Here is a 21757-nt window from a genome sequence, read left to right on the forward strand (position 1 = left end):
CCCTGGGCAATCCCAAAGCGTCGGTCGTGCTGCTCGAATATGCCGCGCCGACGTGTCCGCATTGCGCCCACTTCAACGCGACGGTGATGCCCAAGATCAAAGAGGAATATATTGACAAGGGCAAAGTGTTCTACATTTTCCGCAACTTCCCCTTGAGCCCGACCGATGGCGCCATTGAAGGCATCGCGCGCGCTTGTTTGCCTGCGGATAAGTATTTCCAGTTCCTTGACCTGATGTTTCGGAATCAGCCCAAATGGGATCCGGATGGGTACCGTGTCGACGATGTCGGCGGCGCGGTGAAACAGATGGCCCGCATCATGGGCGTGTCGCCGGAAGAGGCCGACCGGTGCATGATGGACCCGAAGGAACAAGAACGGATCAACCAGGTCGCGCAGGACGCTGTCACGCGCTACCACGTAAATTCGACGCCGACCCTCGTTCTCAATGGGACGGTGGTGGAAGCCACCGAGGCGACCTGGCCCCAGTTGAAAGCGAAATTCGACTCTCTCATCGCCAAGAAGTGAGAGCGTCCCCAGCGTAAGGGTAGTCCCTCGTGAAGTTCACAAGGCTTAGGATTTCCGGTTTCAAATCGTTTGTGGAGCCTACTGAGCTCTACATCGAGCCCGGTCTGACGGCGATCGTCGGCCCGAACGGCTGCGGCAAATCCAATCTGTTCGATGCGTTGCGCTGGGTGATGGGCGAGAACCGTCCGACGTCCGTGCGCGGTTCCGAAATGGACGACGTGATCTTTGCCGGTTCCGCCGGCCGGCCGCCGCGCAATGTGGCCGAAGTCACGCTCGCCATCGACAACGGCGACCGCACCGCCAATCCTCCGTACCAGGATTTCGAGACCATCGAAGTCTCGCGCCGCATCGAGCGCGAGGCCGGCTCGGTCTATCGCATCAACGGCCGCGATGCGCGCCAGCGCGACGTCCAGATCTTCTTCGCCGACGCCTCCTCGGGCGCCGCCTCCACCGCCTTCGTGCGCCAAGGCATGATCGGCCAGCTGGTCAGCCAGAAGCCGCTCGCCCGCCGCGCCATCCTGGAAGAAGCCGCCGGCATTTCCGGCCTGCATCAGCGCCGCCACGAAGCTGAGCTGCGCCTGAAAGCGGCGGAAGCCAATCTGTCCCGCCTCGACGACGTCATCAAGGAAGTTGAGACCCAGCTCGCTAGCCTCAAGCGGCAGGCGCGGCAGGCGTCGCGCTATCGCAACCTGTCGGGCCACATCCGCCGCGCCGAATCCCTCGCCCATTATCTGCGCTGGACCTCGGCGCAGTTGAAGGCGACCGCGGCGCAGGAAGCGTTGACCACGGCCGTTGCGCTGGTCGAGGAAGCGACCCAGATCGCGGCCGTCGCCGCCACCGTCCAGGCCAATGCCGCCGAAGCGTTGCCGCCGCTGCGCGAAGTCGAAGCCGAACGCGCCGCCGCGCTGACCCGCCTCATCCGAATGCGCGAGGAACTCGAAGCAGAAGAGTCCCGCGCCCGCGAACTCGCCCAGTCGCTGCGCCAGCGCATCGCCCAGAACGGCGCCGACCTCGAGCGCGAGCACGCGCTGCGCCAGGATGCCGAGACCGCGCTGGAAGCCCTCGTCACCGAGACGACCACGCTCGAAGCGGCGCAGGAACGCGCCGGCGTCGAACTGACCGAAGCCGATCAGAAGAACGGCGAGATGAACCAGGCCCTCTACGAGGCCGAACGCCTGCTCGAAAAGCTGCAGGCCGATCTCGCCGAGCGCAATGCCAAGATCGCCAGCCTGGAACGCCAGCGCCGCGTCTCGCTCGACCTTGCCGAGACCGCCGCCGTCCAGCTTCAGGCCGCCGAGAACCGCCTGACCGAAGCGCAGGCGTCCGCCGCCGCCGATCCCGATGTCGGGGCCGCCGAAGCTGCCGTGGTCGAAGCGCGCGGCCTTGCCGAAATCGCGAACGCGCTGGCCGAGACCGCCCGCGCCGAATTCGCCGTGCTCGACGAAGCCGAACGCGCCGCCCGCTCCGCTCTGGAAAACACCGAGAAGGAAGCCCGCGCCGCCTTCGACGCCGCCGAGCGTGACGCCCGCACCACGGCCGAAACCGCCGAACGCATCGCCCGCACGGCGCTGGAAGCCGTCGACCGCGATGGCCGTGCCGCGGTGGAGAATGCCGAACGCGAAGGCCGCACCGCCCTCGAAACCGCCGAGCGTGACGGCCGCGCTGCGGTGGAAAATGCCGACCGCGACGGTCGCGCCGCGGTCGACAACGCCGAACGCGAAGGCCGCGCTGCCCTCGACACCATCGAGCGCGAAAGTCGTGCCGCCATCGATGCCATCGAACGGGACGGTCGTGCCGCCATCAACGCCATCGACCGCGATGGACGCGCCGCGCTGGACGTCATCGAGCGCGAAGGTCGCGCCCGCATCGAAGCGGCCGACACCACCGGTCGCGCCCGCATCGACGAAGCCGACCGTGAAGGGCGCGCCCGCATCGAAGAGGCCGACACCACCGGCCGCGCCGCGCTCGAAACCATCGAACGCGACAAGCGCAGCGAACTTGAAAACGCCGAGCGCGAGCTGACGCACCTCACGACCGAAGCGAGCGCCTTGAAGCGCATCCTTGCGGCCAGCGCTGAAAACAAGTGGCCGCCGCTGCTCGATGCCGTCAATGTGCAGTCGGGGTATGAAGGTGCCCTCGCCGCTGCTCTCGGTGACGAGTTGCAGGACCCGCTCGACGAAGCTTCGCCGCGGCATTGGCGCGATCTCGCCGATTACAGCGATCCGGTGACCCTGCCGGTCGGCGCCCGTCCGCTCAGCTATTTCGTCACCGGCCCGCATGCCATGTCGCGTCGCCTCGCCATGACCGGCGTGGTGTTTCCCGATCAGGGCGCGGCGCTGCAGGCCGAGTTGCGGCCGGGCCAGCGTCTGGTGTCGCCGCGCGGCGACCTGTGGCGTTGGGACGGCTATCGCGCTTCGGCCGATGCTCCGTCGGCGGCGGCCGTTCGCCTCGAACAGAAAAACCGCCTCGCCGAACTGCAAGACCTGATCGCGACCGCGAAGGAAATCCGCGACGCGGCCGCCGAAGCCTATACGACCGCCAAGACCGAGGCCGAAGAAGCCTATCGCGCCGCCAAGTCGGCTGCGGTGGAAGCCCATCAGACGGCCAAGGCTGCGGCCGAAGAAGCTCACCGCACCACCAAGGCTGAAGCCGAGCAGGCCTATTCGTCCGCCAAGGCGGAGGCCGAGCAGTCCTATTCGTCCGCCAAGGCCGACGCCGAACAGTCTTATCTCGCCGCCAAGGCCGAGGCCGAACACGCCTATCAATCGGCCAAGGCGGATGCGGAAGCGCGCTATCTGTCGGCGAAGACGGCGGCTGAACAGGCCAGCCAGACATCGAAGGCCGCCGCGGTCGCCAGCTACGAAGCCGCCAAGGCCAAAGCCGAGGACTTTTACCTCACCTCCACCACGGAAGCCGAAGAGGCCTTCCAGGCTGCCAAGGTTGCGGCTGAGGCCGCCTATCAGTCGGCCAAGGCAACTGCCGACGAAGCCTATCTCACGGCCAAACAGGCCGCGCTGGAAGTTTACGAAGCCGCGCGTAGCGCCGCCGAGGCCGTTTACGAAACCGCCAAGGCCGCCGCCGAAGTGGCGCGCCAGTCGCTGCGCACGCTGGAACAGGAAGAGCGCGCCGCCGCCGCCGCGGTGATGGCCGCGCAGGATGCCGCCAACAAGGCTGCCCGTCAGGCCGCCGAACGCGCCCAGCAGCTCGCCGCCTTGGAAGCCGAGATCAAGCGCATCACCGAGTCGCGCGATGCCGCCCTCGAAGCCGAACGCCAGACGGCCGCCGCGCTCGAGGAAATGGGCGACGGCCAGGTCCTTATCCAGTCGGTCGACAACGCCCGCGAGACCGCCGCCGAAGCCCGCGACAACGCCGCCAATGCCCGCGCCGTTCTCGAAAACCTGAAGCGCGATGGCGAAGTCCGCGAGCGCCGCCTTGCGGTGATCGGCGAAGAACGCGGCCGTTGGGAACTGCGCAACGCCGCCGCCGCCGAGCACATCGCCGACCTCGAAAGCCGTCAGGCGCAGTTGGCGGAAGAACTCGTCACCGCCGAAGCGGTGCCGGCCGCCATCGCCGAAAAGCGCGGCGCCCTGCTCGATGCCATCGGCGTTGCCGAGGTCGCGCGCAAGGAAGCCGGTGACGCCCGTGCGGTCGCGGAGTCGACCCTCAACGAAGCCGATCGCGCCGCCCGCGCCGCCGAGCACGCCCTCTCCGCCGCGCGCGAAGAACGGGCCCGCGCCGAAGCGGTGATGGAAGGCGACGGCTCCCGCCTTGCCGAACTGGTGCAACGCGTCCGCGACGAACTCGATTGCGCTCCGGAAGACCTCGCCGAGCGCGCCGAACTGAAGGACGACGAAGAGCTTCCGCCGATCGAACTGGCTGAAAAGAAGGTCGAGAAGCTGAAGCAGGAGCGCGAGGCGCTCGGCGGCGTCAATCTCAGGGCCGAAGAGGAAGCGACGGAACTCGAAACCCGTCTCGGCAACCTCACCGGCGACCGCGACGATCTGGTCGGCGCCATCGAACGTCTGCGCCGCGGCATCCAGAGCCTCAATCGCGAAGGCCGCGAGCGGCTGTTGGAGGCCTACGAGAAGGTCAACACCAATTTCCAGATGCTGTTCGCCAAGCTGTTCGAAGGCGGCGAAGCCAAGCTGACCTTCACGGAGTCGGAAGACCCGCTCGAAGCCGGCCTGGAAATCTTCGCCCGGCCGCCGGGCAAGCGGCTGCAGTCGCTCGGGCTGCTCTCGGGCGGCGAGCAGGCGTTGACGGCGATGTCGCTGATCTTCGCGGTGTTCCTGGTGAACCCGGCGCCGGTCTGCGTGCTCGACGAAGTCGACGCCCCTCTCGACGATGCCAACGTCGAACGCTTCTGCAACATGCTGGAGGAAATGACCAAGCTGACCGACACAAGGTTCCTGGTCATCACCCACCACGCGTTGACCATGAGCCGCATGCATCGCTTGTTCGGCGTCACCATGGCAGAACGCGGCGTCTCGCAGCTGGTCTCGGTAAGCCTCGCCGAAGCCGAACGGGTGGCGGCGGAATAGACTGAAGTTGCTGCAATTTCAGTGGGATAGTGCAGAGGACGCGCATCTGCGCTAGGCTCTCGGCCATGAACATCAAACCCAAAATGGGTGAAAGTTCTCGCCCACTACCCGCCGTGGAAGACGATGAACGCTACCGCGACGAGGTGGACGCCTTCGTCGCACGCAATCGCGACGCGCTGAACGCTTCCATTCGCCGGGGACGGAAGGAAGTCGCCGAAGGCAAAATGTCGTCCCGAACGATCGAGGATATCATTGCCGAGGGACGCAAAAAGTTCAGCGGCGATTGATCCAGATGTCAGCGACAGCTGTCCTTTCAACTGAGGCAGACGCGGACTTAGCCGGTCTGTTCGCATTGGTTGCGGAGGACAGCGGCATTGAACGGGCCGAGTTGATCTTGCGAAGGATCAACGCCGCCATTGCGGCTTTGGCCGATTGGCCAGGAATCGGGCGCCGACATGATGATTTTGCCGACAGTCCGCGATTGTTCGCCGTACCGCCATGGCTGATCATCTATGAAGCGCAATCTGAGGGGCATGGAATATTTATCTGGCGCGTCGTCGATGGGAGACGAGATTTGCCGGCCATCATCCCCCCCTCGACGCTGACCGCCTCACGGCGGGAATGCGGCGACCGGGCCGTATCTGCGCGGCCTCTGGGGCCACGGCTGACGTTCAAACGATCGGTCAGGTCCTGGGTGTCGAACACTCGCCTGACGGCAGGTTCGCTGCCCCTTAACCGCCGTGCCGCCCACAACCCAGGCAGGGCCGAGTCTGCCGCTGGAACGCCGCCAAGCCGCATTTGCTTAAAATGGCCCCCCTCCAAATCGCCGCGCCCCTGATTCGCCTTGGAGTTTCAGCCGCTTGTGCGCGTTTGCGCGCGCTTGACGGCCTTCCGCCTCGCCCCTATGGTCCGGCCGCTTTCAAACCAAGCCGCGAGCCAGGAGCGGTCTTTGCCGCCACCCGAACCCGAAGATTTGAAGCGCCTCGGCGAACAGATTGACGCCGTCGGGAAAAAGCATGCTGCAGGGGCAGCGAATTCGACGTCGAACACACCGATCGGCGTCGCCTTCCGCCTCGGGACCGAGCTGATGTCGGCGGTCGTGGTGGGCGGTGGCTTGGGATGGGGTGTTGACTGGGCGTTCCAGCATTGGGCGCACATTCAGACGCGGCCGGCGGGTCTGGTCGTCTTGTTCTTACTGGGCGCTGCGGCGGGCATAAGAACCGTCATCCGCTCCGCCCAACAGATAAGCGCCGATACGGCGCCGAAGGAGAAGTAGCCCGTGGCCATGAACCCCATGGAGCAGTTCGAGGTTAAGCCCTTCCTCATCGAACAGCCGCTGTTCTCGATTGCCGGGCACCCGATCTTCTTCACCAACCAGGCGTTTTTCATGCTGGTGGTGCTGGCGGCGGCGACGCTGTTCCTGACCGTGACGGTATCGAAGAACCGGCTGGTTCCGAGCCGCGGCCAGTCGATGGCGGAGATCTCCTACGAGTTCGTCGCCAATATGATCAATTCGACGATGGGCCACGACGGGCTGAAATTCTTCCCGCTGATCTTCACCCTGTTCACCTTCGTGCTGTTCTCGAACTTCCTCGGCCTGATCCCGTGGACCTTCACGGTGACGAGCCAGATCGCGGTGACCTTCGCGCTGGCCTCGCTGGTGATCGTGGTGATGGTCGTGGTCGGATTCATGAAGCACGGCCTGCGCTTTCTCAGCCTGTTCGTGCCGCCGGCGCCGTGGTGGATGATCGTCCCGATGGTAGTCATCGAGGTGATCTCGTTCCTGACGCGCCCGATCAGCCTCAGCGTCCGTCTGTTCGCCAACATGCTCGCCGGGCACACGCTGCTCGCCGTGTTTGCGAGTTTCGTCGTCCTCCTGGGCGGTGCATCGGTGGTGGCGCTGAAGCCGCTGGCGGTGGCGCCGCTGCTGATGATTTCCGCCTTTTACGGTCTCGAGATGCTGGTTTGCTTCCTGCAAGCCTACGTCTTCGCGATCCTGACCTGCATCTACCTCAACGAAGCACTTCATCTTCACGATCATCACTAAGAAGGAACTACGATAATGGGTGTTGAAGCCGCAAAACTGATCGGCGCCGGTCTGGCTTGCTTTGGCCTCGCGGGTGCGGGCGTTGGCATCGGCCTGGTGTTCGGCAACTACCTCTCGGGCGCGCTGCGCAATCCGGGCGCGGCCGCTGGCCAGACCGCCAACATGTTCCTGGGCTTTGCGCTGTGCGAAGCGACCGGCCTGTTCGGTCTGCTCGTCGCCATGATGATCCTGTTCATGTTCTGATGAGCCAGCCCGCTGTCACGCATACCGGCACTGAGGCGCAGCACAGTGCCGGGTTTCCGCCGTTCAAGACGGAGACCTTTCCGAGTCAGATTTTCTGGCTCGTGGTGACCTTTGCCGCGCTGTTCGTCATCCTGTGGCGCGTGGCGGGCCCTCGCATCGCCGGTGTGATCGGTGCTCGCAAGGGCCAGATTGCCGGCGACATTGCGGCGGCGGAGAAGCACAAGACCGAAGCGGAAGCGGCCCTCGCCGCCTACGAGACGGCACTGGCCTCTGCCCGCTCCAAGGCCCATGCCGAGGCCGACGCCAACCGCAAGGTCCTGGAAGCCGAGACCGAAAAGGCCAAGGCTGCCGCCGACGCGGAAGCCCATGCCGCGGCGGCCAAGGCTGATGCCCAAATCGCCGCCAAACGGGCCGAAGCTGCAACACATGTCACAAAAGCGGCGCAAGATGCCGCTGCGGAGATTGTGAACCGGCTTATCGGGGTCAATGTATCCCCCGATGAGGCGGAAGCTGCTGTCAAGGCCGTGGGGGCCTGACGCCTTAGCGGCCCGACTACTGGAACAGGTCCATGGATATCGTTCTCGAATACGCCAAAGAAGCCGAAGTCTGGGTCGCCGCGGGGTTTGTCCTGCTGCTCGGCTTCCTCTTGTTCTACGTGCGGGTGCCACGGCTGGTGGGCAAGATGCTGGACGATCGTGCCGGCGCCATCGCCAAGGAACTCGACGAAGCCAAGAAGCTGCGCGAGGAAGCCGCTTCGGTGTTGGCCGGATACGTCCACAAGGCCGCGTTGGCCGAGACGGAGGCCGCCAAGATCGTCGCCGACGCCAAGGAAGAGGCTGAGCGTTTCGCCAAGGAGACGCGCGCCCAGCTCCGCCAGCAGATCGAACGCCGCGCCCAGATCGCACGCGAGAAGATCGAGCAGGCCGAGACCGCTGCGCTCGACGAAATCCGGGCGCTGGCGGCCGACAAGGCCGCTGCCGCCGCCGAGACGCTGCTTACCCGGCACCTCGACGCCGGCCGTTCGGCCGCGCTGGTGGAACAGTCGATCAAGGACTTTTCGGCCAACACGCCGTAAGCCATGACGCACCGCATTGAGAACGCCCTGCCCTCACCGGCGGGGCGTTTTCGTTTGGGGCCAATCCTTTCTGCCCCCACGGGCGCGACGATCTTTGCGCCAAGCACGCAGACCGTGGGGGAAGTGGTGCGAAGCACCAAAGGGGGCTCGTCGTGCCGAAGGTGCCCCGCACGCACAACGCCCGGCCCATGGTCGCCCCGTCACCCGCGCGGGGCAGCGAGGCACACACGACGTCTCAGCAGTTCGCCGAGATATAGCTGATCAAAAGCCCTTCTGATCGCTGTTCCACGGTGACGGTGGCGTGGCCGTTGCACTCGCTGCCGCTGGGGCCGACGTAGTAATAGCCGACCTCGACCACATTGCCGTTCGCGGAAATGCTGTTGATGCGCAGCGGTTCGCGCAGCGAGCCGTAGAAGCTCGAGATCGAGTCGGCGGAAAGCGCGCCGCTGTCGCGCTTTTCCGGGATCACCAACGCCGCGGCGGCAGAGCCGTCGGCCGCCCCGAGGAAGGTATAGAATGAACGCACGACGGCTTCGGCGCTGCCCTCGCTTGTCTGGGGCTTGGAATCGCCATCGGTGTTGGGCTGCCCACCGCTGGTGTCGGCCGGCGGCGCCGCATAAAGCCGGTTCAGCCGCGCCTCGTCATCGGCCGAGATCTTGCGCACGAAGCCGAGCTCCTCGACGTGACCACCATCGGCGGTCAGCTTGAGATGAAACTTGGTCTTGTCCTTGTCCCAGACGCGCTGCAGCGTCCAGATCACCTGCTTGTTGTCGTCGGCGCGCCGCGCCAGCAGATTGATGGTCTCGTTGTCGGGATCGACTTCACCGAGCTGGATGTCCTTGGGATCGTCTTGCACCACGATGCGCAGTTTGTCGTCGCGATAATCGATGGTGATCAGTTCCTCGTCGGAAGTCGACCAGACGCCGGAAACGTCCTGCAGCAGCGCCACCGAACGGACATGCGGATCGGCTGGCTTGTTGCACGACACCAGCACCAGGCACAGCAGCAGCAACGCGAGCTTTTTCATCTCCGCCCCCACGAAAACGCCGGCAAAAGCTAACACGAATTCCTGCCGTTCCGCTACCGGAACGCGACGATCACATCAGCTTGATGAGGTCGGGAATTTCGTGCTGGCAGGTGGGTTCGGCGCACGCCATCCACTGTTCGTTGCCGCCGGCCTCGCCGCGCAGCTTGCCGAGGTGATAGAGGTATGCCTTGGTCCCGTCGCGACAGATCACGACAATCTTCCCGACGCTGTCGACCGGTTGCCAATTTTCCGGCTTCGCGCAAGGGCTGGCAGCGGCGAGCGGCGCCGGCGCAGCCTTGACCCCGCCGGATTCGATCCGCGCGCACGGCGCCTCGGTCAGGCAGCGCACCGCATTGGCCTGCGCCGCGCGCACGAACCAGCTTTGATGATTGCCGAACATCGCGACGACGATCACGCCCGCCGCGAACAGCGCCGCAATCCCGAATCCGACCCGAACCGTGCCCTGCATCGCAATCTCCGCCGCAGCCTACCGCAGCAATACCTGCGCGTTGGCCCGCACGTAAGCGAGATCGGCGTCGCGCTTCATCACGATATAGCTGGTATAGGCGTCGATCTTGTTGAGGTCCGAAGGCGCCCACAATCCCGCCCCCGCGCCTTGCGGCTGCGCGCCGTTGCCCTGGCTCGGCCCGCTGCCTTTGCCGCCGCCGAGATCGGACACGTTCGGCATGTTGGTGGTGCCCATGTCGTTGGCACCGAAAAGCTGCGTATCGTTGATCGGCCAATAGGGCTTGCCGGGCAGCTTGATGTCGCCGAGCACGTAGTTTTCCATGCGCTGCTGCTTCAGCCGCCAGCCGCCGTCGGTCTGCACCATGCGGTCGGGCGCCAACGCCAGCGTCATCAACAACAGCTTCATCGCCGACAGTGCATAGAGCACCGCCATGCCTTGCGCGCGCTCGGGATAATCCGACCGCCCGGCCCCAAGCGTCAGCCAGAACATCTTGCCCTCGAACAGGGTGAGAAACGCGCTCTTGTCGCACGGGATTTTCAGCCCGTCACCGAAATCGAGCACGGTCGGCGTGCCCTTGATGACGGTCGCTTTCGGCGAGTCATCGTTGAGGTGCACAAACACCGCATCCGCCGCGCGCGCCGCCGCAACAGAGGCGACCCCCAATCCAACCGAAGTCAGAAACGTGCGCCGCGTATCCATGCCAGCCCCCGGACCAAAGCGACCGGGTCAGTATAGCACGCCGGCCGCAGTCGTCATCTCGGCCATGGCGCTGATCGGCGGCGATTCAGAGGCGCTCCACCGGCTTGCCAAACGCCCCGGCGCGATCGTCAAGCTGGCGGCGCGCGAAGGGTGACGGTGTCGCGCCTTACGCCTTCTCCGGTGCCACCACCCGGATGTGGAGTTCGCGCAGCTGTTTCAGCGTTGCTTCGCTTGGCGCGTTCATCATCAGGTCTTCGGCCCGCTGGTTCATCGGGAAGAGGATAACCTCGCGCAAATTGTCGACGCCGGCCAGCAGCATGACGATGCGGTCGATGCCCGGCGCGGTGCCGCCGTGCGGCGGGGCGCCATAGCGGAACGCGTTCAGCATGCCGGCGAACTTCACCTCGGTCTCTTCGCGCGCATAGCCGGCGATCTCGAACGCCTTCAGCATCACGTCCGGATCATGGTTGCGGATGGCGCCCGACGACAACTCGATGCCGTTGCAGACAATGTCGTACTGATAGGCCTTGAGGCCGAGAATGGTGTCCTGATCGTTCGGATCGAGCGCCAAAAATTTCTCGCGGTCGAACTGCGGCATCGAGAACGGATTGTGCGAGAAGTCGATCTTCTTGTCGTCCTCGTTCCATTCGTACATCGGGAAATCGACGATCCAGCAGAATTCGAATTTGTTTTCGTCGATCAGGCCGAGATCGCGGCCGAGCTTGATGCGCACCTGACCGGCCAGCGCGGCGGCGCGATCCTGCTTGGCGTTCGCCGAGAAAAACACCGCATCGCCTGCTTTCAGCCCGGCGATCTTGGCGAGTTCGGCTTGCGCTTCGGGCGGCAGGAATTTCGCGATCGGGCCCTTGCCGGTGAGAACGCCGTCCTTGTCCTCGAACACGATATAGCCGAGGCCGGCGGCGCCTTGTTCGGTCTTCGCCCAGGCCTCCAGCTTGTCGTACCACGAGCGCGGCTGCGAGGCGGCGCCCGGAGCCGGAACCGCGCGCACCGTCTTGCCCTTGAACGCCTTGAAGGCCACGTCGTCGCGATCGAAGACGCAGCCGACATCGGCGATGATGATCGGATTGCGCAGGTCGGGCTTGTCGACGCCGTATTTCAGCATCGATTCCTGGTAGGGGATGCGTACGAACGGCGAGGCCGAGACTTGGCGCCCGGCGGCGAATTCCTCGAACACGCCGTGCAGCACCGGCTCCACCGCGTTGAACACGTCATCCTGGGTGACGAAGCTCATTTCCAGGTCGAGCTGGTAGAACTCGCCCGGCGAGCGGTCGGCGCGGGCGTCCTCGTCGCGGAAGCATGGCGCAATCTGGAAATAGCGGTCGAAGCCGGCGACCATCAGCAATTGCTTGAACTGCTGCGGCGCCTGCGGCAGGGCGTAGAACTTGCCCGGATGCAAGCGGCTCGGCACCAGGAAGTCGCGCGCGCCTTCGGGCGACGACGCCGTCAGGATCGGCGTCTGATATTCCATGAAGCCCTGGTCGATCATGCGGCGGCGAATGGAAGAGATCACCTTCGAGCGCAGGATGATGTTCTGGTGCAGCTTTTCGCGCCGCAGGTCCAGGAAGCGGTACTTCAGCCGGGTCTCTTCCGGATATTCGAGATCGCCGAACACCGGCACCGGCAGATCGGAGGCGACTCCCTGCACCGCGGCTTCGTCGATCCTGAGTTCCACCTCGCCGGTCGGCATGTCGGGGTTGATGGTGTCGTCCGTGCGCGCCTCGATATGGCCGGTCAGGGTCAGCACCCATTCCGAGCGCGCCTTGTCGACGGTGGCGAAGGCCGGGCTGTCGGGCTCCACCACGCACTGGGTGATGCCGTAATGATCCCGCAAGTCGATGAAAATCAGGCCGCCATGGTCGCGCCGGCGATTAACCCAACCGGACAGACGGGCTTTGGTGCCGACGTCCTTCTTGCGGAGTTCACCACAGGTGTTGGTGCGATAGGCGTGCATGACCAAGTCCTTAGGATATGCAGGAAAACATGGGGGTATGTGGCGGGTCAGGGGCCTCTTGGTCAAGTCTGTTGCCGGTTTTGCTTTAACTGTCGCACTGATCGGCTAGTTTCGGCGGGTTTTCCGGAGATTTCCTGCCGATGAGATTCGCCCACGCCCTCGCCGCCGCCGCCCTGACTGCGACCCTCGCCCTGCCCGCGACCGCCGCCGGCACCTCGCGCAATATCGTTATCTTCGTGGCCGATGGGCTGCGCTACACCTCGGTGACGCCGCAGACCGCCCCGACCATGGCGCGGCTGAAGGCCGAGGGGGTCGATTTCACCAACAGCCACTCCAGCTACCCGACCCTGACGACGGTCAACGCCGCGGTCATCGCGACCGGACATTTCCCAGGCGACACGGGCAATTACGGCAATTCCATGTGGGTGAATTTCCCGGTGCCGTGCCGCCAGGGGGCGACCGTCACCTTCATCGAGGACGACTGCATCCTCAAGGACGTCAAGGCCCACTACCCGGCCGATTACGTCGCCCAGACCACCCTGGTGGAGGCCGCCCGCGCCGCCGGGCTGAACGTGGTGGTGGTCGGCAAGAAGGGCCCCGCCGCCATCGAGTACCTCGCCGCGCTCGACAGCGACGGCCGCTCGGTCGAGGACCCGCACGGCCTCTTCATCGACGACTCGACCAACCGGCCGCAGGCCCTTGATGGCTCGCCGTCCAAATCGACCGTGCTGAAGGGTGCGCTGGCGACCGAAGTCCTGACCGCCACCGGCCAGCTTCCCGCGCCGCCGTTCTCGGCGACGCCCAACATCGTGCAGCAGGCCTATCTGCGCCAAGCGCTGACCCAGGTGATCCTTCCCCGCCTCAAGGACTCCGGCAAGCCGTTCGTGATCCTGTACTGGTCGCGCGATCCCGACACCACCCAGCACGGCGCCCTCGACAGCGACGGCCACATGGTGCCCGGCATCAATTCGACCAGCGGCCGCGCCGCCATCGCCAATGCCGACGCCGATCTGAAGGGTATCATCGACACCTTGAAGCAATACGGCCTCGACACCTCGACCGACGTCTTCGTCACCGCCGACCATGGCTTTTCCACCATCGCCAAGGCGATCCCCGCCGCTGATGGCACCACCGGCCGTCCGACGCTGGCGCCCGGCTTTCTGGCGCTCGATGTCGGTGAATGGCTCGGCCAGAAAGTGTTCGATCCCGACCGCGAAGGCGCCGAAGTGGATGCCTCCTCCGGCGAGCATCCGGTTCAGGGCAACGGCCTGATCGGCCCCTCGCCCGAAGCGCCAGAGGCTGTGGTCGTCGCCAATGGCGGCAGTGATTTCGTTTACGTGCCGTCGGGCGACCGGGCCTTGGCCAAGAAGATTTTCGATCATCTGGTGCAGGCGCCCTATGTCGGCGGATTGTTCGTCAACGATGCACTCATCGCCGCCGGTCCCAAGGCCGACTTCGCTGGCGCCCTGCCGATGAGCGAGGTCAATCTGATCGGCTCATCGAAAATGCCCCAGCCGGCGATCGTCGTGGCGCTGCGCAATTTCCTCGTCCCCGGCTGCGTCGAGCCCGAGCCGCAGATGTGCCAGGCCGAAATCGCCGACACTTCGCTACATGTCGGCCAGGGCATGCACGGCAGTTTCGGCCGCGGCGATACCCGCAATTTCATGGCCGCCTTCGGACCCGACTTCAAACGCGGCTATGCCGACCGCCTGCCCGTCGGCAATGTCGACATCGCCCCGACCCTGGCGCACCTGCTCGGCCTCACGTTGACCGGCCCCGGCACGCTGAAGGGCCGCGTCATCGACGAAGCCCTGACCGGCGGCACCGAACCCAAAGTCGAAACTCGCACTATCACGTCGGATCAGGCGCCCAACGGCTTCCACACCATCCTCAACCTGCAGCAAGTCGGCACGACGCCATACTTCGATGCCGCCGGATTACCGGGACGCGCGGTGGGGCTGGTGGAGAAGTAAGCAGGGGCTCCCTTTCTGCCCCCGCGCGCGAGGTGATTTGACGAGTGCCGTCAGCGCGCGCGCCACAATCAATTTACCAGACTGCTCCGCTCTGCAAGAATCGCTGGGCCGCTAACCATACTTTCTTTGCACCTGCGTCTCGCTTAGCTTGAACCTGCGCATGCGCGTCCCCACATCGGAAGCGATACCTTTCTGTCGTGGCGCATGGAAACCACCTCGGCCGTCATTCAGCAACCAATGCAGCGCCAGCCGCGTCGGCGTCCGCACGCGTGCGAGGGGGAGAGGGGGGCTCCGCAAAAATCCACGCACAATTATGTTGCCGAACGGTCCGCCACGAAAAAGGTGGGGGCGCCGTTCGGCAACCGCAATGCGGTCAAGCGCGAATTGGCTGAACTGCTACAGATCAAGGCCTTGGCCCGTCACCACATCGCCCGCCTGAAAGCCGCGATCGCGTTTGCCAACGCCGCGATGGCCGCTCCGCGGCGCATGAGCTGTCACATCCACGACGTCGACGGCGTTGTCGTCCGCGTACGGACTGTCGTACGGATTTCGCGGCGGCTTTCGACGTCGCCGCAGATCCCTGCCAACGAAGGCGCCGTCGACTTAGCGGGCGTGCAGCGTTTCGATCCGGCTGGCGGCGAGGCGCGCGAGTTCGACATCTTCCTCGCCGGTGAGCCCGCTCACGGCAACGGCGCCGACGACTTCGCCGCCGATCGTCACCGGCACGCCGCCATCCCAGCCGACATAACGCGGGTCACCCAGGAACGCGATGTCCCAGCCATCCGCCTTGATGCTCTGGCCGATGTCGCCGGAGGGCTTGCGCTCGCGCGCCGAGGTGAACGCCTTGTTGGCGGCGATGACCGTCGACGAATACGGCGCCCCGTTGGTGCGCATCAGCGCGACGAGTTCGCCGTGCCGGTCGGTGACCGCGATCACCGCCGCCTTGCCGCGCCGCTTCAACTCCTCGACGATAGTCTGCACGGCGAGAAGCGCCTCGTCGTGACCGATTTCCATGATGGTCTGCATCGTTTCCCTCACAACTTTGTTGAGCGCGGGCCGCCCCGCACCGTTATCTCAGCGAACTTTTCCCGCCGCGTTCTCCAGCACGACATTCGACAGCACCGCGGTATCGGCCTTGTCGGGCAGATGCGAGCAGAAGCCGATGCCGACGTAGAACGGACCCTTGATATCGAGGGTGATCGGCGGACCGAACTGGTGCATCGCTTCGCCTTCGAGGCTGACCCAGATCGTGAACTGGTCGCCGTGCTTTTCGATGCCGATGCGGCGCGCGATCACCGGCACCAGGCTGTCGGGCGACTTGCCGCCGGGCCGGCCGCGGCCGCCGATGCGGAATTCCATGTCCTTTACCCGCGCCCCCGCGACGGGCCTTTGCGCCAGATGGATCATGCCGCCGCCGTGCAGCGCGACGATGGCCTCTTTGGAATCATCGTCCAGGCTCTGGCGGATCACCAGCACCGCCTTGCGGTCGTCGAAGCCGGTGGGATCGGGATACGCGATGTCGGCGGCCAGCGAAACGTCGCCGTCCATCTTCTTCCACAGATAGCGGAACTCGTCGCGCGTGTACCAGACGTTATAACCCGCCGAGGTGATGGTGTAGGCGCCTGTCGCTTTGTCGAACGCGGCGCTGCCCGGCACCAGCGCACTGCCGATGTCCGACTGGCCGTCGAAAATGCCGATCGGCGTCTTGAAAGTGGTGGTGGCGCGGTGGAAATCGGCCGGCGGCGACACCTGCACATGGCTCGGCGACCCCGGCAGCGCCCAATCGGGCACCACAGGCTTATCGGCAGCGGAAGCGGCGGTAGACACAAGCGCGAGCACAGTCGCGGCAGCGGCAAGGCGCATGAGGGATTCCCCAGTTTTGGCTGGCCCTACCCTAGCGCTTTTGCGACCCGGATGAAGGGCAGATCGACATGGAAGCTGCGGCTGAATCCGAGCCGGTCGATCAAGCCGAGGGCCTTGCGGTTTTCGCTATCGATCACGCCCCAAACTTCGTCGAGGCCGAGGCCCTTGGCGTAGTCGAGCAGCAGGTTCTGCATCAGCGTGCCGAGGCCCTGCCGCTGCAGATCGGTGCGCACGATGATGGCATACTCGGCGCTCTTGCTGAGGCCGTCGCGCACCAGCCGGGTGATGGCCATGAGGTCGCCCGTCACGCCTTCGGCAACAAACGCCATGGTGCGCTCGTAGTCGATCACGGTGAAATGGGCGATCAGTTGCTGCGATACCGCCCGGATGCCGCGCATCAGGCGGAAGCTGATGTCCTCCAGGCTGCAGTTTTTCGCCGCAGCCACATAGGCCGGGGCATCCCCGACCCGCACCGGGCGGATCACGACCGGCTGGCCGCGCCACAGGATCTCACGCACGAGATGGCTGGGGTAATCGAGCATGCCCGACCGTACCAGTGGCAAGCCTCCGGCACCACCGGCCATTTGGCGCCATTGACATTAAGCGTTCTTGCCGGGAAGCATTCCCGCACAAATATTTCACGGGGAGCGGCGGTCGCTCGGACCGCTGGGTGCTATGACGGATTCCAATCAGACCCTGATTCCAGACATTCAGGGCTTTTTCGGCGCCTATGGCGGCCGTTTCGTACCGCCGCAGCTCGAAGCTGTCATCAAAGAGGTCGAAGAGGCCTATCTCGCCATCCGCCAGGACCCGACCTTCTGGGAAGAATACCGCTATCTGCTCAAGAATTACGTCGGTCGCCCCTCGCCGCTGTATTTCGCGCGCAACCTGACCGCCAGACTCGGCGGCGCCCGCATCTACCTGAAGCGCGAGGACCTCAACCACACCGGCGCGCACAAGATCAATCATACGATCGGCGAGGCGCTGCTCGCCAAGCGCATGGGCAAGAAGCGGCTGATCGCCGAGACCGGCGCCGGCCAGCACGGCGTCGCGCTGGCGACCGCGGCGGCATTGGTTGGCCTCAGTTGCGAAATCCACATGGGCGCGATCGATGTTGCCAAGCAGCACCCCAACGTGATCCGCATGAAGATGCTCGGCACCAAGGTAATCGAAGTGACGCAAGGCGGGCAGTGCCTGAAGGATGCCGTCGACAGCGCCTTCATGGATTTCGTCACCAACCACGAAGACACCTTCTTCGCCATCGGTTCGGTGGTCGGCCCGCATCCCTATCCGATGATGGTGCAGGATTTCCAATCGGTCGTCGGCCGCGAAGCGCGCATGCAGATTCAGGAACAGGCCGGGCGCCTGCCCGATTATCTGGTGGCGTGTGTCGGCGGCGGCTCGAACGCGATGGGCCTGTTCACCGCGTTCCTGGAAGACAAGGATGTCGCCATCGTCGGGGTCGAGCCGGCGGGCAAGGGGCCGAATCCGGGCGAGCATGCCGCCACCCTGACCTACGGCACCCCCGGCATGCTGCACGGCATGAAGACCTATCTGCTCCAGGACGAAAAGGGCGAGCCGCTGCCGGTGCACTCCATCGCCTCGGGCCTCGATTATCCCGGCGTCGGCCCGATCCATTCGTTCCTGAAGGATGTCGCGCGGGTCCAGTACGTCTCCGCCAGCGACGCCGAAACCCTCGCCGCTTTCCGCGAACTCTCCGAGGTGGAAGGCATCATCCCCGCTTTGGAAAGCGCCCACGCCATCGCCCACACGATCAAACTGGCCCCGACTCTGCCGCCCGACCGGATCGTCGTGGTCAACCTCTCCGGCCGCGGCGACAAAGACATCGACTATGTCGCCGAGCTGATGGGGCTGTAAAATGCCGGCAGGAACCCGTCCCTAACGGCAACAAAGGCCGTAAAATCGGGTTTCAGGCCGATTTTCCCGCCTCAGTGGTGTAACAGAGCGCCACGCGAGGCATTAAGTCAGGCGCCATTTGAGCGCGAATCCGCTATCAGGTCGCAATGCGGATTATCGAATCGACCGCCGATCTCAAGGACCTCGCCCAGGAACTGGCGTCGTCGCCCTATGTCGCCCTCGACACCGAGTTCATGCGCGACTCCACCTATTGGCCCAAGCTGTGCCTGATCCAGATTTCGGCGCCCGATGTGGCGGCGATCATCGACCCCCTCGCCGACGGCATCGACCTGACGCCGTTCTTCGAGCTGATCGCCAAGCCCGAGATCATCAAGGTCCTGCACGCTGGCCGCCAGGACATCGAGATTTTCTGGCATAAGGGCCGCGTCATTCCCGATCCGCTGTTCGACACCCAGATCGTTGCCATGGTGTGCGGCTTCGGCGAGGCGGCGTCCTACGAGACCCTGGCGCGCAAGCTCGACCACGCCGACATCGACAAGTCGGCCCGCTTCACCGATTGGGCGCGCCGTCCCTTGACCCGCCGCCAGCTCGAATACGCGCTGGCCGACGTCACGCATCTGCGCGTGATCTACGAGAAGCTGTCCGCCGAGCTGAAGCGCACCAATCGCGAAAGCTGGGTCGCCGAGGAAATCGACGCCCTCAAGAGCGAAGAGCTCTACGCCCTCGATCCGACCCAGGCGTGGAAGCGCCTCAAGCCGCGCACCGGCAACAAGCGCTTCCTCACCGCGCTGGCCGCGGTCGCCGAATGGCGTGAACGCGAAGCCCAGACCCGCGACGTGCCGCGCAACCGCGTCCTCAAGGACGAAGTGCTGCTCGAACTGGCCTCCAACCCGCCCGAAGACGGCGAGATGCTGGAACGCATCCGCTCGGTGCCGAAGGGTTTTGCCGCCTCCAAGATCGGCAGGGGCCTGCTGGAAGCGATCGCGGCGGCCAAGGACAACGACCCGCCGGCGTTCATCCCCGATCCCAACCACCGTCGCCACCGCGACCCCTCGCCCGCCGCCGTCGACCTGTTGAAGACGCTTCTGCGCCTGCGCGCCGAGGAAGCCCGCGTCGCGCCCCGTCTGATCGCCAACGCCGAGGACATCGAGCGCCTCGCCGCTGGCGAAGATGAAGGGGTCGCCGCCCTCACCGGCTGGCGCCGCGACGTGTTCGGCAAGGATGCCATCGCCCTGCGCAACGGCCAACTCGCCATTGCCCTTGAGAATAACGAGGCGGTGGTGGTGGAACTGGAAGATTAGCCGGCGCAGGCGGTTTCGGTTTCGCGCGGTTTGGAGAAGCGGCTGAGGTTGGTGTCGCCCCAGGTTTTCAGTGCACGCAAGATCGGCGTCATGGTTTCGCCCAGCGGCGTCAGGCTGTATTCGACTTTTGGCGGCACCTGCGGATAGACTTTCCGCGCCACCAGACCGTCGTCTTCCAGTTCGCGAAGCTGGTTGGTCAGCATCCGTTGGGTGACGCCGGGGATCGCGCGCTTCAGTTCGTTGAACCGCATCGTCCCGCCCATCAGGTGGAACATCACGACCGATTTCCACTTGCCGTCGATCAGCGAGATGGCCGCTTCCACGGCGCAGCCCGGACTGCAGTCGAAACGGGTATGGCGCACTTTCACCATGGCTGACAGTATCCTTTTGTGCACTATAGGCTAACTTTGTGCGTATTGGCTTTTCAGTATCGTAGACGCATCTCTTGCGGGCAGCAAACACGGAAACGACGCGGATGAAAGCCATCGGCTACAAGACCCAGGGCAGCATCGACAGCCTCGTCGACATCGACCTTCCGAAACCGGACGCCACCGGCCGCGACCTGCTGGTTTCGGTAGAAGCGATTTCGGTCAATCCGGTCGACACCAAGGTGCGCCGCAGCGCGCCGGCCCCGGAGGGCGGCTACAAGGTGCTCGGCTGGGACGTGGCTGGCCATGTCGTTGCCGTCGGTGATCAAGTCACGCTGTTCAAGCCGGGCGACGAGGTTTTCTATGCCGGCACCATCACCCGCCCCGGCTGCAACAGCGAGTTCCATCTTGTCGATGAGCGCCTCGTCGGCCGCAAGCCGCGCAAGCTATGGATGGCGGAAGCTGCCGCGCTGCCGCTGACCGCCGTGACCGCCTGGGAGATGCTGTTCGAGCGGCTCGACGTCAAGAAGCCGGTGCCGGGCGCAGCAAACGCGATCCTCATCATCGGCGGAGCCGGCGGTGTCGGTTCGATCACGATCCAGTTGTTGCGGGCCCTCACCGACCTCACGGTGATCGCCACGGCCTCTCGCCCCGAGACCCGCGAATGGGTGCAAAACCTCGGCGCCCACCATGTGATCGACCATTCTCAGCCGCTGGCGTCGCAGGTGGAAGCGCTTGGTATCGGCGCGCCCGCGTTCGTGTTCTCGACCACCGAAACGCATCGCCATCTTGCCGAGATTGCCGCGCTGATCGCGCCGCAGGGCCGCTTCGGCCTGATCGATGATCCGCAGACGCTCGATGTCATGCCGTTCAAACGCAAGGCTGTGTCGACGCACTGGGAACTGATGTTCACGCGCTCGATCTTCGAGACGCCCGATATGGGCGAACAGGGCAAGCTGCTCGGCCAAGTCGCCGACCTCGTCGATGCCGGCCGCCTCAAGACGACGCTGACCGAGGTGCTGAAACCGATCAATGCCGCCAACTTACGGAAAGCCCACGCCCTGATCGAAAGCGGCAAGGCGAAGGGCAAGATCGTGCTGGAAGGGTTTTAAAACTTATTGTCACCCCCGGCCGAACCGGCGCAGCCGCAGGCGAAGTCCTGTGAGGGGAAGGGGGACCAGGTTTCCACCCGCCGACAATGCCGAATGCAGTGCGCGGCTGTTCTCGAATCTTCGCGAGAGCTTTCTTGCCGAGTATACCTGGGCCCCCTTCCCCTCACCCTTCGCCGCGCTGATGCGCTTTGAAGCGCTCGGCCGGGGGTGACACTCTTTGCCGTCCCGCCGAGCTGACTTTCGCAAACCCGCGGGAAGCAACGCGTTCTCAGCCTAATTCACGTCACTTCTTCGCGGGCGCGACCCAGCCGTCCTGGCGAGGCTGGTCGCCGGGGACGAAGGTTCCGAGCATGCAGGGCGTGCCCCGGCGCAGGACATAAAACACCTGCATGTTGGAGCAGACTTCACCGCCCCAGATCTGCCAGGCGATGCCCTGCTCGAACTTCAGGCCCGGGCATTCGCGCGGCAGCTCGTTGCGCCATACCTTCACCGGACCATGGTTCATGCGGAACATGATGGTGCGGTTGTCCGGATAGGACATGCTGTCGATATCCGAGGTTTGGATGCAGACCTGCCGCGGCTTGGGCGCCACCGGCGGATCAGCGTAAGCAGCCGTACCGGCCAAACCAACGGCCAGAGCGATCAGGGTCAGTTCTTTCATGGCT

The 21757-nt window shown here is 64.8% G+C and carries 22 protein-coding genes; 13 read left to right on the forward strand and 9 right to left on the reverse strand.

Translation table 11 applies throughout. The features are described from left to right. Positions 1 to 2 precede the first annotated feature (2 nt). From AC1P6P_RS11535 to AC1P6P_RS11575, 9 genes are all read left to right on the forward strand, one after another. Positions 3 to 524: a DsbA family protein gene (locus AC1P6P_RS11535; protein ID WP_481402588.1), complete on the forward strand. Its 522-nt coding sequence runs from the start codon at positions 3 to 5 to the stop codon at positions 522 to 524. 29 nt (positions 525 to 553) lie between these two features. Further along, complete coding sequence (locus AC1P6P_RS11540; protein ID WP_481402589.1) at positions 554 to 5065, forward strand: AAA family ATPase; 4512 nt, start codon at positions 554 to 556, stop codon at positions 5063 to 5065. A gap of 65 nt (positions 5066 to 5130) precedes the next feature. Next, positions 5131 to 5352, forward strand: coding sequence for a hypothetical protein (locus AC1P6P_RS11545; RefSeq protein ID WP_481402590.1), 222 nt, complete (start codon positions 5131 to 5133; stop codon positions 5350 to 5352). 5 nt (positions 5353 to 5357) lie between these two features. Next, the gene (locus AC1P6P_RS11550) at positions 5358 to 5903 is read left to right on the forward strand and encodes a type II toxin-antitoxin system RelE/ParE family toxin (protein ID WP_481402591.1); all 546 of its coding nucleotides are present in this window, start codon (positions 5358 to 5360) and stop codon (positions 5901 to 5903) included. Between the two features lie 111 nt (positions 5904 to 6014). Next, the gene (locus AC1P6P_RS11555; protein WP_481402592.1) at positions 6015 to 6341 is read left to right on the forward strand and encodes an AtpZ/AtpI family protein; all 327 of its coding nucleotides are present in this window, start codon (positions 6015 to 6017) and stop codon (positions 6339 to 6341) included. Positions 6342 to 6350: 9 nt separating this feature from the next. After that, a complete protein-coding gene (locus AC1P6P_RS11560) occupies positions 6351 to 7112 on the forward strand; it encodes a F0F1 ATP synthase subunit A (protein ID WP_481402615.1) in 762 nt (253 codons plus the stop codon). A 15-nt stretch (positions 7113 to 7127) separates the two neighbouring features. Further along, on the forward strand, positions 7128 to 7355 hold the full coding sequence (locus AC1P6P_RS11565; RefSeq protein ID WP_481402593.1) for a F0F1 ATP synthase subunit C: 228 nt from the start codon (positions 7128 to 7130) through the stop codon (positions 7353 to 7355). After that, positions 7355 to 7891, forward strand: coding sequence for a F0F1 ATP synthase subunit B family protein (locus AC1P6P_RS11570; protein WP_481402594.1), 537 nt, complete (start codon positions 7355 to 7357; stop codon positions 7889 to 7891). Before AC1P6P_RS11565 ends, AC1P6P_RS11570 begins: the two co-directional genes overlap by 1 nt. 32 nt (positions 7892 to 7923) lie before the next feature. Next, the gene (locus tag AC1P6P_RS11575) at positions 7924 to 8430 is read left to right on the forward strand and encodes a F0F1 ATP synthase subunit B family protein (protein ID WP_481402595.1); all 507 of its coding nucleotides are present in this window, start codon (positions 7924 to 7926) and stop codon (positions 8428 to 8430) included. A 235-nt stretch (positions 8431 to 8665) separates the two neighbouring features. Here the strand turns inward: AC1P6P_RS11575 and AC1P6P_RS11580 are convergent, their stop codons facing one another. From AC1P6P_RS11580 to aspS, 4 genes are all read right to left on the reverse strand, one after another. Further along, positions 8666 to 9457: a hypothetical protein gene (locus AC1P6P_RS11580; RefSeq protein ID WP_481402596.1), complete on the reverse strand. Its 792-nt coding sequence runs from the start codon at positions 9455 to 9457 to the stop codon at positions 8666 to 8668. A gap of 70 nt (positions 9458 to 9527) precedes the next feature. Then, positions 9528 to 9926 (reverse strand): hypothetical protein, encoded by a 399-nt coding sequence (locus tag AC1P6P_RS11585; RefSeq protein WP_481402597.1) that lies wholly within the window; start codon positions 9924 to 9926, stop codon positions 9528 to 9530. Positions 9927 to 9944: 18 nt separating this feature from the next. Further along, positions 9945 to 10625, reverse strand: coding sequence for a hypothetical protein (locus AC1P6P_RS11590; protein WP_481402598.1), 681 nt, complete (start codon positions 10623 to 10625; stop codon positions 9945 to 9947). A 166-nt stretch (positions 10626 to 10791) separates the two neighbouring features. Then, positions 10792 to 12597, reverse strand: a complete 1806-nt coding sequence (gene aspS, locus AC1P6P_RS11595; RefSeq protein WP_481402599.1) for an aspartate--tRNA ligase — start codon at positions 12595 to 12597, stop codon at positions 10792 to 10794. Between the two features lie 140 nt (positions 12598 to 12737). Between aspS and AC1P6P_RS11600 the strand changes: the two genes are divergently transcribed. Then, positions 12738 to 14570 (forward strand): alkaline phosphatase family protein, encoded by a 1833-nt coding sequence (locus AC1P6P_RS11600; RefSeq protein ID WP_481402600.1) that lies wholly within the window; start codon positions 12738 to 12740, stop codon positions 14568 to 14570. Positions 14571 to 15173: 603 nt separating this feature from the next. Here the strand turns inward: AC1P6P_RS11600 and AC1P6P_RS11605 are convergent. Genes AC1P6P_RS11605 through AC1P6P_RS11615 form a run of 3 tightly spaced genes read right to left on the reverse strand, consistent with a single transcriptional unit; the run spans position 15174 to position 16996 of the window. Beyond that, positions 15174 to 15596, reverse strand: coding sequence for a GlcG/HbpS family heme-binding protein (locus AC1P6P_RS11605; protein ID WP_481402601.1), 423 nt, complete (start codon positions 15594 to 15596; stop codon positions 15174 to 15176). Positions 15597 to 15644: 48 nt separating this feature from the next. Beyond that, positions 15645 to 16433: a biopolymer transporter Tol gene (locus tag AC1P6P_RS11610; RefSeq protein ID WP_481402602.1), complete on the reverse strand. Its 789-nt coding sequence runs from the start codon at positions 16431 to 16433 to the stop codon at positions 15645 to 15647. Between the two features lie 26 nt (positions 16434 to 16459). Beyond that, positions 16460 to 16996 carry a GNAT family N-acetyltransferase gene (locus AC1P6P_RS11615; protein WP_481402603.1) on the reverse strand — a complete coding sequence of 179 codons (537 nt, stop codon included), beginning with the start codon at positions 16994 to 16996 and terminating at the stop codon, positions 16460 to 16462. Between the two features lie 112 nt (positions 16997 to 17108). Here AC1P6P_RS11615 and trpB point away from each other — a divergent pair, with 112 nt between their 5' ends. Together trpB and rnd are read left to right on the forward strand one after the other, a co-directional pair. Next, entirely contained in the window at positions 17109 to 18311 is a 1203-nt protein-coding gene (gene trpB, locus AC1P6P_RS11620; RefSeq protein WP_481402604.1) for a tryptophan synthase subunit beta, read from the forward strand. A 146-nt stretch (positions 18312 to 18457) separates the two neighbouring features. Then, positions 18458 to 19612, forward strand: coding sequence for a ribonuclease D (rnd, locus tag AC1P6P_RS11625; RefSeq protein WP_481402605.1), 1155 nt, complete (start codon positions 18458 to 18460; stop codon positions 19610 to 19612). Here the strand turns inward: rnd and AC1P6P_RS11630 are convergent. Beyond that, positions 19609 to 19983 carry a winged helix-turn-helix transcriptional regulator gene (locus AC1P6P_RS11630; protein WP_481402606.1) on the reverse strand — a complete coding sequence of 125 codons (375 nt, stop codon included), beginning with the start codon at positions 19981 to 19983 and terminating at the stop codon, positions 19609 to 19611. The two genes, rnd and AC1P6P_RS11630, sit on opposite strands and share 4 nt — an antisense overlap. A gap of 104 nt (positions 19984 to 20087) precedes the next feature. Here AC1P6P_RS11630 and AC1P6P_RS11635 point away from each other — a divergent pair, with 104 nt between their 5' ends. Further along, the gene (locus AC1P6P_RS11635) at positions 20088 to 21092 is read left to right on the forward strand and encodes a zinc-binding alcohol dehydrogenase family protein (RefSeq protein WP_481402607.1); all 1005 of its coding nucleotides are present in this window, start codon (positions 20088 to 20090) and stop codon (positions 21090 to 21092) included. A gap of 283 nt (positions 21093 to 21375) precedes the next feature. Here AC1P6P_RS11635 and AC1P6P_RS11640 read toward each other — a convergent pair whose 3' ends face one another. Beyond that, the gene (locus tag AC1P6P_RS11640; RefSeq protein ID WP_481402608.1) at positions 21376 to 21753 is read right to left on the reverse strand and encodes a hypothetical protein; all 378 of its coding nucleotides are present in this window, start codon (positions 21751 to 21753) and stop codon (positions 21376 to 21378) included. Positions 21754 to 21757: the final 4 nt, after the last annotated feature.

The sequence above is a fragment of the Rhizomicrobium sp. genome, from assembly GCF_056722145.1.